Source organism: Burkholderia sp. BE17 (genome assembly GCF_009362305.1).
GTDB classification, from domain to species: Bacteria; Pseudomonadota; Gammaproteobacteria; order Burkholderiales; family Burkholderiaceae; genus Burkholderia; species Burkholderia pyrrocinia_C.
The window spans coordinates 355053-371800 of the sequence record NZ_WHNU01000001.1; the positions used below are offsets into that span (position 1 = coordinate 355053).

General features: G+C 56.6%; 15 protein-coding genes. 9 read left to right on the forward strand and 6 right to left on the reverse strand.

Features of this window, described 5'->3' with window-relative positions:
* Position 1 precedes the first annotated feature (1 nt).
* From GD429_RS01670 to GD429_RS01680, 3 genes are all read left to right on the forward strand, one after another.
* Entirely contained in the window at positions 2-835 is an 834-nt protein-coding gene (locus GD429_RS01670; protein ID WP_027805393.1) for a thymidylate synthase, read from the forward strand.
* 306 nt (positions 836-1141) lie between these two features.
* Positions 1142-1828 carry an ImmA/IrrE family metallo-endopeptidase gene (locus GD429_RS01675; RefSeq protein ID WP_051656958.1) on the forward strand — a complete coding sequence of 229 codons (687 nt, stop codon included), beginning with the start codon at positions 1142-1144 and terminating at the stop codon, positions 1826-1828.
* A 44-nt stretch (positions 1829-1872) separates the two neighbouring features.
* Positions 1873-2931 carry a toll/interleukin-1 receptor domain-containing protein gene (locus GD429_RS01680; RefSeq protein ID WP_227791514.1) on the forward strand — a complete coding sequence of 353 codons (1059 nt, stop codon included), beginning with the start codon at positions 1873-1875 and terminating at the stop codon, positions 2929-2931.
* 113 nt (positions 2932-3044) lie between these two features.
* On the opposite strand, the gene GD429_RS01685 is transcribed toward GD429_RS01680, so the two are convergent.
* From GD429_RS01685 to GD429_RS01705, 5 genes are all read right to left on the reverse strand, one after another.
* Positions 3045-5048, reverse strand: a complete 2004-nt coding sequence (locus tag GD429_RS01685) for a DUF3732 domain-containing protein (protein WP_152855386.1) — start codon at positions 5046-5048, stop codon at positions 3045-3047.
* Position 5049: 1 nt separating this feature from the next.
* On the reverse strand, positions 5050-5523 hold the full coding sequence (locus GD429_RS01690; RefSeq protein ID WP_124714686.1) for a three component ABC system middle component: 474 nt from the start codon (positions 5521-5523) through the stop codon (positions 5050-5052).
* A gap of 7 nt (positions 5524-5530) precedes the next feature.
* On the reverse strand, positions 5531-6832 hold the full coding sequence (locus tag GD429_RS40230) for an ABC-three component system protein (RefSeq protein WP_193727033.1): 1302 nt from the start codon (positions 6830-6832) through the stop codon (positions 5531-5533).
* 264 nt (positions 6833-7096) lie between these two features.
* Positions 7097-8095: an HNH endonuclease signature motif containing protein gene (locus tag GD429_RS01700; protein WP_152855387.1), complete on the reverse strand. Its 999-nt coding sequence runs from the start codon at positions 8093-8095 to the stop codon at positions 7097-7099.
* Positions 8096-8309: 214 nt separating this feature from the next.
* On the reverse strand, positions 8310-8624 hold the full coding sequence (locus GD429_RS01705; RefSeq protein ID WP_119566615.1) for a helix-turn-helix domain-containing protein: 315 nt from the start codon (positions 8622-8624) through the stop codon (positions 8310-8312).
* 327 nt (positions 8625-8951) lie between these two features.
* Here GD429_RS01705 and GD429_RS40235 point away from each other — a divergent pair, with 327 nt between their 5' ends.
* The 3 genes from GD429_RS40235 (at position 8952) to GD429_RS01725 (ending at position 10790) form a co-directional block, all read left to right on the forward strand.
* Complete coding sequence (locus tag GD429_RS40235; RefSeq protein WP_321574343.1) at positions 8952-9497, forward strand: hypothetical protein; 546 nt, start codon at positions 8952-8954, stop codon at positions 9495-9497.
* Between the two features lie 248 nt (positions 9498-9745).
* Positions 9746-9946, forward strand: coding sequence for a BPSL0761 family protein (locus GD429_RS01715; RefSeq protein ID WP_027805384.1), 201 nt, complete (start codon positions 9746-9748; stop codon positions 9944-9946).
* Between the two features lie 352 nt (positions 9947-10298).
* Positions 10299-10790: a hypothetical protein gene (locus GD429_RS01725; RefSeq protein WP_152855388.1), complete on the forward strand. Its 492-nt coding sequence runs from the start codon at positions 10299-10301 to the stop codon at positions 10788-10790.
* Positions 10791-11208: 418 nt separating this feature from the next.
* Here GD429_RS01725 and GD429_RS01730 read toward each other — a convergent pair whose 3' ends face one another.
* Positions 11209-12018, reverse strand: a complete 810-nt coding sequence (locus tag GD429_RS01730; RefSeq protein ID WP_152855389.1) for an H-NS family nucleoid-associated regulatory protein — start codon at positions 12016-12018, stop codon at positions 11209-11211.
* A gap of 344 nt (positions 12019-12362) precedes the next feature.
* Between GD429_RS01730 and GD429_RS01735 the strand changes: the two genes are divergently transcribed.
* The 3 genes from GD429_RS01735 to GD429_RS01745 all read left to right on the forward strand — a co-directional run bounded on the left by GD429_RS01735 (position 12363) and on the right by GD429_RS01745 (position 16709).
* Positions 12363-13757 carry a hypothetical protein gene (locus tag GD429_RS01735; protein WP_152855390.1) on the forward strand — a complete coding sequence of 465 codons (1395 nt, stop codon included), beginning with the start codon at positions 12363-12365 and terminating at the stop codon, positions 13755-13757.
* Positions 13758-13988: 231 nt separating this feature from the next.
* Positions 13989-14885 (forward strand): PIN domain-containing protein, encoded by an 897-nt coding sequence (locus tag GD429_RS01740; protein ID WP_080289067.1) that lies wholly within the window; start codon positions 13989-13991, stop codon positions 14883-14885.
* 51 nt (positions 14886-14936) lie between these two features.
* A complete protein-coding gene (locus GD429_RS01745) occupies positions 14937-16709 on the forward strand; it encodes a hypothetical protein (RefSeq protein ID WP_152855391.1) in 1773 nt (590 codons plus the stop codon).
* Positions 16710-16748: the final 39 nt, after the last annotated feature.

A 16748-nucleotide genomic window follows, 5' to 3' on the forward strand; every position in this document is an offset into this window, starting at 1 on the left:
CATGAAGCAATACCTCGAACTCCTAGAAGACATCTTGGAGAACGGTGTCCAGAAAGGCGACCGCACAGGCACGGGGACGACGTCTGTGTTTGGCCGCCAACTCCGACACAACTTGGCGAAGGGCTTCCCTCTGCTGACCACGAAGAAGCTTCATTTCAAGAGCATCGCGAACGAGCTTATCTGGTTCCTGAGCGGCAACACAAACGTCAGTTGGCTCAAAGAGAACGGCGTCTCCATCTGGAACGAGTGGGCCACCGAAGACAACGAGCTCGGCCCCGTCTACGGCAAGCAATGGACCGCCTGGCCGACCAAGGACGGCGGGACCATCAACCAGATTGACTACGTCATCAAGACGCTCCGGGAGAAGCCAAACAGCCGGCGCATCCTGTTCCATGGCTGGAACCCCGAGTATCTCCCGAACGAGTCCATCAGCCCGCAAGAGAACGCGAAGCAAGGTCTCATGGCATTGCCGCCATGTCACCTGCTCTACCAGTTCTACGTTGCGAACGGCAAGCTGTCATCGCTGCTATACATCCGCAGTTCGGACAGCTTCCTCGGCCTCCCGTACAACATCGCTTCGCTGGCTCTGCTGACGCACATGGTCGCGCAACAATGCGACCTGATTCCACACGAAATCATCGTCAGCATCGGTGACCTGCATGCGTACTCCAACCATATGGAGCAGATTCAGACACAGCTCGCACGAGATGTTCGCGAGCTGCCCAAACTGAACATCAAGCGGCGCCCCGATTCGATTTACGACTACAAGTTTGAGGATTTCGAAATCGTTGGCTACAACCCGCACCCCAGTATCGCTGCGCCCATCGCAGTCTAGGACACATCTACAGTCAATATGTCTGCGGCTCTCTTCACTTCTGAAGGGCACCGCGGACACCGCAGCCCGCAGTAAGCTCCCCGCCGCTCCGCGTCTACGCATGCCCAAGATTAGATGCTCCGTCAGGCGCTCCCTCGGCCCTACACGAAGCCCCGAACGACCGCGCAATTAAATGCCATGGTGAATCGCCAATAAAAGGGTGCGACTCCAATTAAAATTTTTGCAAACCCTACAATCAGTTGTATATATTGGCATGTGAAGCACTATATCTAGTGTTATATGATGAAACCTGTTCGGGGTTCCCACATGCACGACATCGACAAAGTTGCCATCGCGGCGGAGGTGCGGCGTTTCCAGTTTGAAATCTGGCAACGCGCAGGGACAACCCACAGCACCGTCCCGCACCTGCTGCAGCTTTTCCGCCCTGACCACGCTGCTGCCGTCCATGCAATCGAATATGAAGTGGTGGCCGGCTCACTAGGCGTGCACGGTGTCGGCAATGCCCAGTATCAGGTCGCGGGGCTGGTCGACGTGCAACGTTCAACTATCCGTATTGCCGGAAATCTTCCGTACGAGGTCCAGCGGTTTACAGGGGCGCACGAACTCGGCCACATCGTCCTACACCCTGGACTGTCGCTTCATCGAGACCGCCCGCTCCTTGGCGACGCCCCTGTTCCCGACCGTCGCGAGCGGGAGGCCAATTTCTTTGCCGCATGCTTCCTTGCCCCAGAGAAGCTTTTGCGCCGCGCCTTCGAAGAGCGATTTGGCACCGACATGCTTCACCTGGACGACCGCGTCGCGTTCGCCATCGCCGGCAACGGCGCTCAGGACCTTCTCCGGTCGAAAACGGGGTCCCTAGAATTCCCGCGTGCGGTGGCAACCGCGCGGAAGTTCGGGCTCGGCAACCACTTCAAATCGCTCGCGGAAGAGTTCGGCATGTCGCCGACCGCTATGGCAATCCGCATCCGGGAACTCGACCTGGTCAGCTACTGAACAGCGTGCGTGCCGGCGCGGAGTGCTCCACTCCATGCGACCGCTTGGCCACATCCTCGTGCTATCGTGGAAACCGCATCAACGGCTTCGACAACGGCCTGAATTTCTTGGTGGACACCTGCATGGCATCAGTTTTCTTCTCATACACACACGTAGACGAGGCACTGCGCGACCAGCTCGAAGTGCACCTCTCGCTGCTGAAGCGCGAGGGGCTCATTTCTGCATGGCACGACCGGCGCATCGTCGCGGGCGACAACTTCGACGACAGTATCGACGAGCAGCTCGAAAGAGCAGACATCATCTTGCTGCTAGTCAGCGCGAACTTCATCGCATCGGAATACTGCTTCGCGACGGAAATGAAGCGGGCAATCGAGCGCCATGAGGCTGGCCAGGCACGCGTCATCCCGGTCATCCTGCGCGCTTGCGACTGGCACAGTGCCCCATTCGGCAAACTGAACGCGGTCCCGACGGACGGCAAGCCCGTGACGTCCTGGCCGAACCAGGACGAGGCGTTCGCCAATATCGCGAAGTCCATCCGCACTGCAGTCGCAGCAAAATCGGCGTCACCAGCGCCGCGTGCGCATGACGCAGCGCCGGCAAGCGCTCCGTTGACGAGGCCGGCAGCAGTTGAGCCCGGGTTCAACACGCAATTACCCCGGTCCAGCAACCTGCGCGTGAAACATCAGTTCTCGGACCTCGATAGGGATACGTTCGCTTCGGAGACCTTTGACTTTATCGCCCGCTTCTTTGAGGGTTCGCTTCTGGAGTTGGAGAAGCGGCACAGTCAGTTTCAAGGACGATTCTCGCGCATCGATGGCCGCCGCTTCACTGCGAGCATCTATAAGGACGGCAAGAGCATCTCGCAATGCAGCGTCGCACACGGCGGCGCCTTCGGCGGAAACAGCAACCGCGAGATTACCTATTCAAGCCAAATTGCCACGCACACGAACAGCTTCAACGAAGCGCTCACCGTCACCGAGGACAGTCAAACCCTGTACCTGAAGCCGATGATGAACATGGCGAGAGGTGTAGCCGACAAGTTGTCTGACACAGGAGCCGCTGAATATTTCTGGTCGATGCTGATGGAGCCCATCCAACGTTGAATTCACGTCGCCGGCGCGCCGGGGTGCTTCACATCTGGGCTCCGGCACAGCCCGTCTGTAGGACGCTCCCTGCGCGTGCGACTGGCAGGCCCTGTTCGGCGACGTCTCAAGATTTACGCGCCATCGTGCTCGGCGCTCTCTCCTTCTTCCAGCCAGGATGTCGGAACGAGCTTGACCCCGTTCCGCCACTCTTGGACGAAGTGAATGCCCTTCTGTCCATCCCAGAACTGGTGCCCTGCATGGTCAAGCACAATAATCTGCAGGTGGCCTTTGTATGTGGACGCAGCCGCGCCAAAGGTTTTGAAGAATCGCTTCACGGCATCCGAATCCTCGTCCGGTACCTTGTAGTTCTCTTCGATGCTGCCGTCCGTGAGCCGCCTAGGAAAATACACTTGACTCGGTTGGTCAAAAACGAGCAGCCCTGGAACAGGTGAGTGCTGCTCTCGCGAGAACAGAAGATGGAGCGCCAGAAGTGCTGCAACGTGGTAGGTGAGCCAATTTGCACCACTTCCGAGCTGCCAAAGGTAGTCAGAGCCGCCATTTTCGTTACTCACCTTGACGGTCAGCTCTTTCATGTCGAGTTGCACCGCGGCATCTTCGTCTTCGGCATCAAGGTTCTCGGCAATTCGCCCCATCCACCGCGTGAGCCGTGTCTGAACCCGTTCAAGCCTTGCGTGGTAGGAGTGGCCTGACAGCTCAGCCTTCAACTGTTCAATGCGAGCCAACATTTTGTCGAGTTCGTCTCGTGACGCGCTGCTCTCTCTGCCTTTATATACTTCGAGTGCTTGTTCAAGCGCACCGATGAAGCGGGCGGCCTGCGTCACCAACAACCTTTGCTGCCTCGCTCGCTGATTCCGCGCCTCAATTCCTTTCCTGGTTGCGGCGACTGCGCCGAGCGCATCGACGAGCTCACGCAGCTTTTTTTCCAAAGCGACCCAGTCTCGGTCGTACACCGACGGCGCACGTGCAACTCGCCGCGCTTCGGACTCGACAACCACAAGCGCATCGACAAGTGTCTCGACTTTCTCAGCGTGACCATCGAGAGACTGGCTGCACACAGGACAAGCTGCGTCGACTGTCTCTTCCGTATGAACGCGCAGCCACCTTGAAAGTCCAAGACGTTCCTGCCTCGTACCGAGTGATAGTTCGAACTGATTGACCGAAGACCGAAGGTCAGAAAGTCGGCTCATGCGATGCCGAACTTCAGCTATCTCAGCGGTCAGTTGCGCCTCTTGCTTTGTCAACTGCCCATACTCATCAGCAGCTTTCGCGATGACTTCGGCACTTGGGATGGGGTCGGGCAAGTTGGCCGCGGTCAACCCCGAGAGAGCTTCCAATATGGCTGGCTCCTCAGCATCCTTCAGCGAATCTACTGGCAAAAATCCGAGCTCATAAGCCTCCGTCACCCAGTTTCCAAGGTTGGCTCGCCAAGTCGCGGACGCCCGCTCGTAAGCAGCCAGCTCTTTTTCCAGCACGCGCACCGCTCTCCGAAGGCTTTCGTACTCCCACTGTTTCTCAAGGATTTCTGGCGTCGTGACGCCCAGAACATAGGGGAATATCGCCCGCAGTTTCTCTCGGTGCTCAGTTGTGTCCGCACGATAGAAAAGAACGTCGGGATTGGCGACCAAGTTCTGCGGCTGGAAGCAGAACGCCATCAAGTCCCGGAAGCTGGGACGGCCGGCGTAGCCACTCGTAGTGTTTTGAGCGTCTGTACCGAGGCGCGTCAGCCTAGCCAGCCGGTCCATCGTCAGCTTGACCCTGTCGACGTTCGTATTCGCGACGGGAACATCCAAAGGAGTCGCCCCTTCCGTCACGGGCTTGACGTACATATCGGTAGAGGTTGACTGCCTCCCCGGTTCAGGCCGAGCAAGCAACATCAGCCCCTCGTCGGTATCAACCACTATGCCGAACCAAGCGACTGCCTTACGGATAACGCCAACCGGGATTGCGCAGCGTTCAGATGCCAGGCAGTAGTCGATGATTGGGATAATCGACGACTTTCCGGTCTTCGATGCCCCAGTGATGATGTTCGCTTTGTTTCGCTCGAACGGTACAACCTGAGGGGCAATGCCTGCCTTCCGCGGCCACAAGATGAGTTCGATGATTTGCAGCTTCAATCTACAACTCCAGACGAAAAACGAAGCAGAATTCCCGCAACGACACCTCTGCGGCCCAACGTCCCAATTTTTCAGCTGCCTTCATGAGTTCTTTTGGCATCTTCCCATCCAATATCGGAGGCGCCGTTACACGAGAACGATATGTAGCGTCTTCCGCCTGGACCGCGACCAGGCCAGCCCGAAGAGCAATAGCGAGACTCTCACTCGACAGGCTACGCATGTTCAGAACGTTCGTTTGCGCCGTCGTCGCGATAGACTCATCGTTGGTCAGCTTTTCTTCAATCTTGCGCAGCCCCTTATTGGTCTTAACAACGACATCAAGAGTCGATTTGTTGTACAGCAATGGGATAACGAAGAATGCATATGGAAGCGGCACTGCCGCCTCGGTCTGGGACGCGAACGCGCGCCCGAACTGCCATATCAAGGCGGCACCGAGTCCAGGGTTTTGGACCTGCCACATCTCTTTGTTAAGCATAAGGGACCTATTCCGCGGGCGTGGCAACGAGCGCCTTCCAATCGGGATGCCACCCAATTTTTAGTTCGTTCGCAATCTCGTGAAAGCTTCCCCGGGAGAAATAGGCAGGAACATCCACCTTCTGAATTCGCATATCTTTTTTCATACAGAGGATGAGAAGCTTCACTCCCTGCTGAATCGGTGTCTTATCCGTGTCGAGTGTCTCTACTTCCAGTGCACTTTGCTGCCAGTGGTCTTGAAGCTCTTCAACGAATGGCCCGAGGCTGTTCGAGTTCAGATACCCAAGAGCCGCCCAGGACGTCCGTGCAGACGACGCCCGCAAGAAGTCTTTGATATAGGCTTCAATTCTGTCTTCCTTCAGTTCAAGAACGTTGAGCTGACGGACAAATATCGAGCCGTCGAGATGCTCTTCGATTTCACTTCTCTGGGGTATTAACGTGTGCTCTGGGAACGCTTTCAGAGTTCCCAGCACTCGCTCGTGGACGATGAGGCGATACGCCCTGAAGTCATCGTAGGCGATTCCGACAACCCGCCGCGCTTCAATCTGCGCCATCACTTGGGTCTTCGTCCAGCCGAGAAGGGATTCGGTCACTTCGTTTACGTGCTCGTCGGGAACACTCGCAGAAATTGCGCCCCTTACCTCGTTCACTGGAGAGGCGGTCCCTTTCTCGATGGAAAAATAGACCACGATGGAGGCGATAACCTCGTCGTCATGGTCAAACACTCTACGAAGCTGCTTGATGAGCGCTGCGGGGCTCTTTTCGTCGTCACCATCGTCGCTGACAACAGCACTGCCATCGCCTGCGGCGATGGCCCGCTTGCCCCCCTTCGTCACGGCGCCTTTGGCCGCTTTCTTACTGACATCCGTTTCGAGGTCGTCTGCGAAGTGTTTCCGAAGCTTCGCGACAAGTTGGAGGGCCTCGTCGGTTTTGTTACAGCGGTGCAGCTCGTCCGCTATTGGGCCGTCGTACGGTTGTGCCACGTACAAAACGTATATTGACGCTGCCGGCAGTGAGCCGGCACGCCGAGCATCAATCCAGTTCGCCAGGGTTTTCCATAGAGAAACTGCTCTATCCGCAATCGGATTGTAAGTGAACCCACTCTTATCCTCTTCGGATACGACTCGGCCATCTGCGGCCTGGGTGGAGACGTCGCCAACGTGCTCGAATGCCACTACATCACCGGTCCTCGCATGTAGAAGATGCCATAGGACCCGAACCTCTTGAACTAGGTAGCCGTATGCTTGACCGGGAACCGACGGGCTCCGCTTCACACGCGGTTTCTTCGCAACCTTTTCTTTGGTAGACATGGCAGCATTTTCACAATGGAATCATTTCTGTGATGAAGCCGAGGTGGTCCTTTCTTTACAACCCATCTGATACACCGCACACCCGAGAAACGTGACCATCGCGGCGCATCATTGCTCGCCGTGTACGGCATCTGGCAGGTCGGAAAAAGTCATGCAGCTCGTTGCCAAGCACATGGTAGACCCCTCTAATATGCTCGGGTCGCTGCGAGTCGAATCGCATGGCTTTCATTGAGACCGACAGTTCAACGGCCGGAAACCTCCGTCCTACGTTTCAACTTTATTTTCTTCTAACCGCCTTAAGCTGGTTTCGTTTTGAGCAATTTGATGGGACTTTTCGTCGAGACCTTCGAAGAACTCCTCGTCATGAGGATATTTTTTCGCAAGTACGTCCCAAATCATGGTGTCACGGAGTTCATGTCGGTCCTCTCCGAAATGCGCTTGCCGATGGTCGTCCGCGCAAATAGCGACAACATTTCGTTCATCGTCAGCCCCACCGCAATTCAGCGGAATGACATGGTGCGCTTCCAAGTAGTACGCGCCACTTGCCGTCACAAACCCCCTCTTGCCACATAGCTCACAGCTCCCATCTGCAGCTCGCAGCTTCGCTGCACGCACTACCGCCGAGTCACGCTCGTAAATCGCCGTGGCCGGAGCTATGACCTTCTTCGCAGGAACAGCAGGAGCCGGAGGGGCTTTGTGCTGTTTCTCATACTCTTGGTCTTCGGCGTAGCCGTCGAACTCGGCCGGTTGCGGCTTGCCGCGGATAACCACAATCCGCCGTTCTTCATTTCGGTGATGAGGGTACCAGAGGACAGGGTCAAGCTCGCGCTGATGAGCCTCGCTCGTCTCTCTCAGCCCCTTCTTTCTCCGTACTCCGTCGAGGATAGCCACATGAATCGGCTTCTTGCGGTAGTAGGCTTCTACCATCAGCGCAGATACGGCGTCCGCACGATTCAACTGGACTGGAGTGGCCGTGTCGATATTATCTTGCGCCCAGTCGGAAGCGGTGTCGATAAAGAAAATCTCGTCGCCAGCCTCATCCATGCCGTCATGCCAGATGTTGACCAGGTAGGGACCGCCATCGCCTTTGAAGCACCAATCGTACTGCGTTGTCATAGGCACACCGACTTTCTCGGCGATGTCTCGGACGAGCTGCTTCGTTACTGGTTTCAGGTCTGCCAGAGTTGTCATGTATTTTTCTGAGAGTGGGAGCGCCTGACGTTTTGCAGGAAGCTCGCCGCGCTTTACGTCATCAGTCGTCAAAGCCGCAATCGGTCAGCCTCCTCGGTGTGCCACCAGTGGTCGAAACCGGTACTCCGAGCAGGTCTTCCGCCCATCCGGCTGTCGGCGTGTCGCAACATTCGCCAGTAGTCTCGAGTACAAACCCTGCGTCAGAAGCTTCTTGGACTGGTTAACTTGCACCAATGTTACCTAGTCGCCTGAGGCATCGCTCGGTAACACTCAATCGGGAAGGAATCTACTCCGAATGAGGAAGCTCAGACTTCTTCTTCCGACCGCCCTTAAGCGGCGTCGGCTCTTCGTGGCGCTCAACCAGCAAGTCAATTGCATCAACGCCGAGCGCGGCAGCCAACGATACAAGCGTATCAACCATCACGTTGGACCGCCCGCGCTCAATTGCGCTGACCTGCGTGCGATGCAAACCAGCACGGTCCGCAAGTTTCTCTTGGGACATGCCTCGGTTGCCGCGAAGTAGTTTGAGGTTGTTCGCGATTCGCCCGCGGACTTCCGCCTGGCGCGCGTCGACGTTCTCTGCCATATGGGGCAGGAGCATCCGCTATCGCAGCGAGTAAATCTACAGTTCATAAACTACCAGTTTTTAAACTGGCAGTCTCGACACTACATATTTTAGCCATTACACTGCGTACGCCCCGGGCCAGCAGTCCGTTCATATGCCGCGCTACCGTCGATTGTCAACGTCACGCGACGAGCACGTCGGCGGCGAGCTTTACTTTCAAAATCACTCCCGGCGAGGGACTTGTTCGTCCTGCCGCAGGTCAATAACGGAGAATTCTTGGTGACTGCTCCTCGAGCACAACGTCGCGCACGGTCAGTTGAAAACTCGCCGGCAGTGCGCCGACAGGTCAAGTTGGTTGAACCCGTGAACACCGAGCTGCATCCCAAGCCACGCTTGTGGATGCTGAATGCTTGGCAGAATGACCTGTTCTCGCGATTCCCGCTCTTCTTTCGCGCGGTGCATCACCCCGATTCATACCCTGCGAACATCTCGCACTTCGGCATTCAGTGCGGAGTCGGCTGGTATCCAATCATCGAGGCGCTGGCGCGCGACATTGAGTTTGAGCTGCGAACATTGTGGCGCGAGCAGGTTCAGTTTCCGGAGAAGCTCGCCGAACTGGATAGTGCGCTGGCGTCCGGCCGTGCCACCTACCCGCTCCTTCCCCTCTGCACCGACATCGGACAAGTCGCGGGTGAACTCGTAATAGCGCTCGTGCACGGGAACATGTGTCCTATAGAAGCTTGGGCGCGCATCCGCGCGTACGTAGAAATCGCGAAGGCGAGTGCCCGATGCATCTGCGAGAGCTGCGGCAATCCGGGCAAGTTTCGAGAAGACTATTGGCGGCGTGTCTATTGTGACGACTGCATCACACCGGTAGTCAACCTTGAGCGCGCCGAGTCGCGTGCATAAGCTAGCCAGGAGTGCAGAGCACGACAGAGCCAGCCAATGTCCCTGATGACTTCCCTCGTGAGGCAACGTCCGGCATCGTTATCGGCGCGAAGTCGAAGTTCTGCGCCGCCTTGGTCGAGGGCAAGTATCTCGCCGGGCGAACGACAATCGGGAGCGAAGAGCGTTGGAGCATCTGCGAGGACTTCGCGCACCAATTCGTCCCGCAGGCCCGCAGCTCCTCCTGAGCAAAGCTACGACGTCAATCTCCCATGACCACAGCGTATGAGCGCACGAAAGCAGTCATCGAAACGCGTAAGCTTTTGCAGCTGCTTGGCTCCCGCACCAGCACCGCCACGCGCGACGCAATTCAGGACGCCGCACTGCTACTGCTCCGGCACTATCCGCTGGACGTTGACCTCGAGATATCAGCCGCGGCATTGCCGGAAATCTGGGCTACTCCTCAGCGCTAACGCACTGCCGCGACAGGAGTCTCGAAGAAAATTGTGGCGGCTCGCTAATCTGGGGATGCCGCAGTGCGCTGCGAGTTGAGTTGCTCGAGACCACTTCATGACACAGAATCAAGATGCATTCAGACAATCACATCGACCTGGAGATTGCCCTCCGCAAGATTCACGAGCTGGCGATGGCCGAAGGTGACTTAGGCTACGCGTATTGGTACAAAGTCGGACGGCTTCTACAACGAGCCGCTACCATGCAGGCTGAAATGGATTTGCTTTGCAAAGAGTTGGAACGGTGTCGCGCAACGCGCGCCAAAGCTAACAGAGCCGTTAAGCAGCGCCAGCAGAGGGCGAACAAGGCGAGATGACACGGCAGCTTCGGGATATTTTGGGCAAGTTATACAAGCGGCCGGCGAATGGCACACGCCAAGTATTCGCGCTGTCGCGACGTGACGCCGAGAAACTGCCGCGGTCACCGTCGATTGCCATCATCTCGGTCACCGCACCGGAACGCCCGCCTGCGAGCCTCGATGGCTTCGCCCATTTGCTGCGCCTGAGCTTCGCAGACGTCGATTTCCTGAGCCCGAATCTCTCGAAGAAGTCGCGAGGCAAGCTCGTCCACGCGTTTACCGCGGAGCAGGCTCAGGCGATTCACTCCTTCATCGAGGCCCTGTCGACGGAGGTGGTGTCAGTAGTCGTACACTGCGAGGGCGGTTATTCACGTTCATGCGCCATCGCCCTAGTGCTCCACCGACTATACGGTTACCAAGCGGAAATCGAGCATCTTTCGCAAGCCAACCCATCAATCGTTCGCATGATGCTGGGAAATGACCGCGCACATCAGGACCCATCGTGACTCGTTTTCCAGCCCCATGAGTAAAGTCATTTCTATCGAGTTCTACACCACGGGGTTGTGGCCGAATGCACTGAAGGTGCGGAAGACTGCGATAACAATCGCCCTGCGCGATGAGGCGCTTGTTTCGGCAGGAATCGTGAAACGCAGACGCCATCGCAGCCCGCCACCGGAAGCACATCGCCACCGTGAATAGCATTTCCAGCAGAAGACCAAAGGTCCCCACCCGCACGTCCTCGCCGGCTGCTCGAAGTCCCTCCGCTCAAGCGCCCCTCTGATAGGAGACCGCGCAGCGGTCAAAGCATAGCGAGACCGGCGGTGGTCGTTTCGCTGGAGATGCGCTTCGAGCAGAGGCAACAACTCTCCCCGAAGCGAATGTAGTGTCGCGAGAATCGTTCACGACTCACACTGAAAGGTGCGCTCAGGTGGTCTCAGCGCCCTCGGTCGGACCGGCTACATTCGCGACTGTAGCAGCGTCGGCCACCGCGCTGATTGCAGCTCGGCGGGCGACATGCTTCGCCGGAGCCTTCTTCGCTGCTGCCTTCTTCGCTGCTGCCTTTTTCACCGGAGTCCTCCTAGCAGGTGCCTTCTTCGAGGCCTGGACAGGCGCCTTCGTCGCCGCCTTTTTGACTGGCACCTTCTTCGCAGTTGCCGGCTTCTTGACCGCTACCTTCCTGCGTGCCGAGCTCTTCCTCTTGACCGCCGGCTTCGCAGCCGAGGTAGCTTCGTCAGCAACGTCAATCAAGAACTTTGAGGGGTCCTTTGCGCCAGCGAGCCATGCTGGCGCGCGACCACGGCCACTCCAGGTCGCGCCCGATTTCGGGTCCCGATACTTCGGAGCCTGTGGGCCTCGCACGTAGTTCCCGGCCTTCGCTGTCTTGGACGCGGCACGAACTGACTTCGCAGGACCCACCTCGACGAGAAACTTCGTCCGGTCCTTCGCATTCGCAATCCACGCCGGGGCACGCCCATGACCAGTCCACGTTGCGCCGGTCTTAGGGTCCAGATATTTCGCAGCGGCTGCGCCCTGCTTCGGTGCAACGGCGGCTGCCGACTTGCGACCACGCTTCTTGCCGCCGATAAACGACTCGATGTCTGCCGTCGTAATGCCGTGCTTTTGCATCAGCCCGTGGATTTTTTCGAGAGCGCCGGAAGACTCTTTCCGGACGAGAGCTTCCGCCTGAGCTTGCAGCTTCGCAATTTTCGCTTGTATGTTTCCGAGAGTAGCCATCGGCTTCCCTTACGCGTGAATGATGGGCTCACTATGCCATACCGCGCGGCTGTCGTGCAGAAACAGCATTCAAGAAAAGAAGAATCTATTGCGCCCCTTCATCAGCCGACCGAATGCAATCTCAGGTCTGTAAAACTTAATGTGCATCAGGTCGACGCGGAATGCTCAATACATCGAAAGATGGTGAGGTCTGACCTGCATGCAAAGCACGTTGTGGTCGTCGTAGGCGAAGCCGGCGTCGGAAAAACGGCCGAATTCGAAGACGAAATGGCGCGCCTGAGAACACAGAGCAAGGTTGCCGCGTAGAATCTGGTTTTTACCGGCAAGACCACTCCGAGACTTAAATGCCAGCGAAGTTTTCGAACGAGACTTTCAGAAATGCACCGCCGACGTGGGCGAATGCATGCGTAGGAGATAACGGCTCCCCTGACGTCGTAGAATATGCGGAAGGCTTCGCGGACGCAGCGAAGGTGCTGCTTGGCGAGGTTTTGCGACACCGAGGACTGAAGCATCCGACTGATACGTTTGTGTACCCAATCTGCTTCAACATGCGTCACTCGATAGAGTTGTATCTCAAGGCGGCTATCGACGTCCTGCGTTCGCTCGTCCATCACGAACTCAGTCTTCCGAAAGTCGACATCGACACTTCGCACGATATTGGCCGTTTGTGGGCCTACTTCAAGGAGCACTCTGTGGTTGTCGACCGACGCTACAGGAAAGTTGTCGAGGCCCTCGATAGAGACATTACAGACTTCGCAGAAGTAGATGCAACGGGACAAGTCTTCCGCTATCCGTTCGGACGTGAGAATCAGAAACACCTAACTGACTTGGCAATTATCAACCTCGGTGTTCTGTGGAAGAAGTTTGGCGCGTTGATAGAAAACCTTCGAACCATGAATTACGTAGGAGATTCGCTCAGCCGCGAGTACGGATACGAGACCTACACAGCACATCTGTCAAGGTTCGACCTCATCTGTGTCGCCTACCGGCTTCCTCCCAAGCATGATTGGAATACTCACGAGTTTGATGAAGCGAAGAAGGGTATTCGCCAGCACTTCGACCTTAGCTCAAACGAGTTCTCACGAGCGGTCAACCTCATCAAAGAGAACCTCGAAATGGCGGCAATCATCGAGGCACCTCGTCCACTCCTCTATACTAATCTTGGACAATTGCGCACTTTCTTCGATTCGTGGCGTGAGCTTCACGACCTTGAAACTGTGAGGGAAAGGTATTCGGGTGCTCCTCCGGACCTAAACTCGTTGCTTGCCGAAAAGGACACATTTGAGCAGTTTATCGAAGGAATCGAGGCAGACACAAAAATTCGGGACGAGACCTGGCCACGCCTCATGTCTGAAGTAACGCCCGAAGGGTTCGGAGAAATCGAAGCATTACTTTATTTTGCCCGTGACAACATGCGCTACAGCGAAGCATTCGAGGAGCAACGCGAGCTGTCAGTTCGCGACTTCTTGGCGGACCGCAACGCGGGCGAGGCCCGATTACGGCACTCTGCTTTTCACCTACTTGATAAAACCTCGGCTTTGCAACACATTTTGAACGCCTTGCTGTTCTTCGGACATGTCGAAACGGTAACTGACTTGGTGCACCGCTACGGGCTGGCCGACTGCGCAGGCCAACTGCTAGAGGAGAGTAGCCGATGGATGCGCGAGAAACATGGCGAAGCATCGGAAGCTATGGGGGAAGCCCTACGTCATCCCGCCAATGCCACCGTCGTAGGTTGAGCACATTGCTAGGACCTGTGCCGCCGTTCGAACACAAACCACCGCCTCTTCAGCGAGGAGCACTCTGGCTGCCGGCACATCCCACATTACCGCCTCACGAGCCGTTTATTAATGAGGCACAATGGCACGCATGAGACGGCGCTCACATACCTCACCCTGCATTAAGTCATAAATGGACTCATCAAGCGGAACCGGCACTCCAATGCCGACTCAAGCGCTACGGGGAATACCATGCAAGACAATCACATTCGTTCCGACGCATTGAAGAAGTTCAGAGGTTTCTATGCTGATGGAGCACCGCTCGCACTGCTGGCGTCACTATTTCAGGTCAACCTGATACTCGACGCGAACGTCATTATTAAAGAACTCATCTGGGCAACAACCAAGCGAAAGAATCCGCATGGGCGGTCTGAGCTGCTCGAGGTTCTCGAGGTCGAAACCGTGATTGCGTGGGCGCCAACATTTCTTGAATGCGAAGTCGAAAAGTACATCCCTCTCATCATCAAAAAGGGCGCCAAGCACGAGGAACTGACTGCTCATTGGCGACGTTTGCGCACCCTCATAAAGTTGGTAGACGTCGGCGGCATCCCTGAAGACGGGGTTGAATACCGGGACCCGAAGGACGTGCCATATCTTCGGCTACAAGAGAAAATCAACGCAATCATCGTCACTGCTGACCAGGACATCGCGGCGATGGGCGGCAAGGTTGCGCCCATCGCCGTGATGGCAACTTTGCGCGCCTATTCCCGCGCGGCCGCTGTTCAGGTGACATTTCAGGTCAGCGGCTACACGTTTGGTGGACTGGGCCTAAAAGCGTTGTCTGGTGCAGCGAAGTTGGTTCATTCTGCAGCCAAAAAAGCGGCGGCGAATGTCCCGCGCGAGGTCTGGCTAGGCTTACTGGCATTGTTGTGTATTGCGATGGCTATCCCGCCCTCGCGAACTTGGATACGGTCGCAGTTGGAGGCAATTTCTCGGCCGCTGGGAATAGCCGTCGAGAGCCTCGCACAGGTTTCGACGATGCTGGCTACTGAATTCGGCGAGCGAAGACTTGAAGCAGACGAAGCGTTATCGAAAGTTCACGCGGTTCTCGGCATTAATCCCGCGGAGGAAAACCCCGACCGCTTATAGTTTTCAGTTCGCAATAGAAGACTTCCACATCGTTACATGAGGACGTAGTTCATGCGTTATGAATGGTCAAGGAACACGGGACATTCCGAGCTAAGAGAAGGAATTCCAGATACTGACTACCCCATCGCCGTTCTCGGCTATGGCGGGATGTCTCCTCATCTGGTCAACGGAGTTACCAGAAAGGTCGCTGTCTCCTTCCAGCAACTGGACGATGCAAATGCGCGTCCGTTCCACAAAGACGTGTCGTTCAGCCACCTTCGGGCGCTGCGCGTCGGGTCAGTGTGGCAGAACAAACGACATGTCGGTGAAGTCCGATACGACGACTTTGGATTAACAGAGTTGGACTTTTCTCCGGGTCGTTGGCGCCTCCTCTCCGCAATCACGGAAACACAGGAGGGACGTCCTGCACCGTTGAACGGCCGATACCGCGCCTCGACCAAAGATGAGCGCAAGGAACGTAGCTGGTTGCTCGAGTTTACGCTCCCCGACAAACGCATCATCCTCGTCCCATGCATGGAGTTCTTTCTCCGCTGCTACGGCGTTTCGGAACTGATACCGCGCGCGCTGAGCAGTATGTCCTGGGACGACGCGATGAAACTGTTTTTGGTGAACACGACGCGCGAAAAGAGCACGGAAGGAAAATGGGTCATCCGCCCGACCGAGCGGATGCAGGATGGCGACAGAGCCTTCCTGGGCCACATCCTGCACACTTCCTATGGCCAGCGCGCTGCTAAGTCGATTGCCGACCAGTGTGTGACCGAAAGCAAGAATCAGGAACTAATCTTTCCTCGTGTCGAGCCCTGGTTCTCGGGTAAGGTTCCAGTCTCAGCACGCGGAATCTGGGTGCGTGAGAGGCAGACATTCCTCGCGCTGCGCATGGAACTGCTCGGCGAACCCACCGGCCCCGGAATCGTGGCTGTGAAAATGAAGAAAGAAGAGGATAGCTGCTCAGAGGACGACCAGAGCAGCAAGCAAGCTCGTGAGGGACGTCGGAATTTCACGCTGCCTCCGGAGTCGAAGCTGAAAGTTCACATCCCCAACGACGCACACAATTTCGGCAGCCCCCCGCCCGAAAGGCGCGACCCCAAGGGGGAACGCTTCCCTCTCGGCCCAAAGCGCGACATTACAACCATTTTTGAACGGCAGTCGAGCATCGTCCTTTCACCCGATGGCTCAAATGAACCTGGCGTTCAACTCACATCGCCAGATGCACTCGATGTTCCCGAAGCACATCGCATAGTGATGGCTCACGGCACGCTCCTGGAGATGTGGCGAGCCCTGCAGGCGCTACAGGCTCATCACCCAGAAAACCTGCTCGGAATTCAATGGTTTCACGCGGAGCGCGGCTTCGTCAACGACGACACTCCTGAACTCATCGCCTTGCAGCCCTTCGGGGAAAACGAGCAGGTCAAACCTGACATTCGCAACTGGGTGACGCGGGACATCAAAACTGAGCCGCCCCGCGGCATCCTAGTCTTGCGTATACAAGCGAGTGTTCCGAAAACACTTGAGAAAAAGACAATCTACGTTCTCGAAGTTGAACGTCGCGTGAAGCAGCGCCGGGCTAGTATGAAGAAAGTCGACGAAGAGGCCGATAGCTATCGCGGATTGGCCGTGGTCCTGGCACCCACCACTGACTTCGACAAGTGGCTTCGTGATGTCCTCTCCAGGATTCGATACGTAGCCGGTCATGTAGTGGAACTTGAATCGTTACATCCCAACTTCATCGAAGCCTTCAAGCATAGCCAATCGAGAACCAACAACAAGATGCCGTTTCGGGCGTCGGCCCTGCTTGCATTGAAGAAGGCTGGAGTCGAACTGTAGTCGAACGCGCACTCATCGCGTAGCCATGAGTGAATTTTT